The sequence below is a fragment of the Oleiphilus sp. HI0132 genome (assembly GCF_001635845.1).
Genome location: NZ_LWGJ01001749.1, coordinates 1 through 486, shown reverse-complemented (window position 1 = coordinate 486; position 486 = coordinate 1). Strand labels below are relative to the sequence as shown.

General features: G+C 38.5%; 1 protein-coding gene. It reads left to right on the top strand.

Annotated features, from left to right (window positions below; genetic code table 11):
- The coding region (locus A3766_RS32335) for a hypothetical protein (RefSeq protein WP_231883004.1) at positions 1-202 on the top strand (202 nt) is incomplete at its 5' end.
- Positions 203-486 lie beyond the last annotated feature (284 nt).

Sequence of the window (486 nt, the reverse complement as noted above, 5' to 3'; positions counted from 1 at the left end):
GGAAGGAAAATGCGTCATTAAACCTCAAGCACTCCCACTTAAAACCGAAACCAAACACGTTGAAAATGGAGAGCCAGTTATCACACAAATACGGCTCTGCGACCTTTCTGATCAATCATTCATGACAACTGTAAGAAAACTCATGACAGAGCAAAATATACCCCACTCGAAATACACAAGCCTTGAAAAATGCGTAGTTTGAATTTAACCAACGACATAATCGCAAGGTTCTATCGCACCTAAATACACTAAAAAACCTGAGCACAACATGTTAGTGCTCAGGATAGGGAATTTGGCCATTTTAAAACTAAAAGACACAACTTTTCGAAACCTTGTGCTCAGGATAGGTTTTACCACCTGTAATTTGAGATTTCAGAAGTTTGTGCTCAGGATAGTATTTTATGCTCAAGGTCATCGTACATCATTCTTTAAAGCCCTCATCTATGTGCACAAATAAGTTATTTTTTGTGCTCATCATTCCTGAGC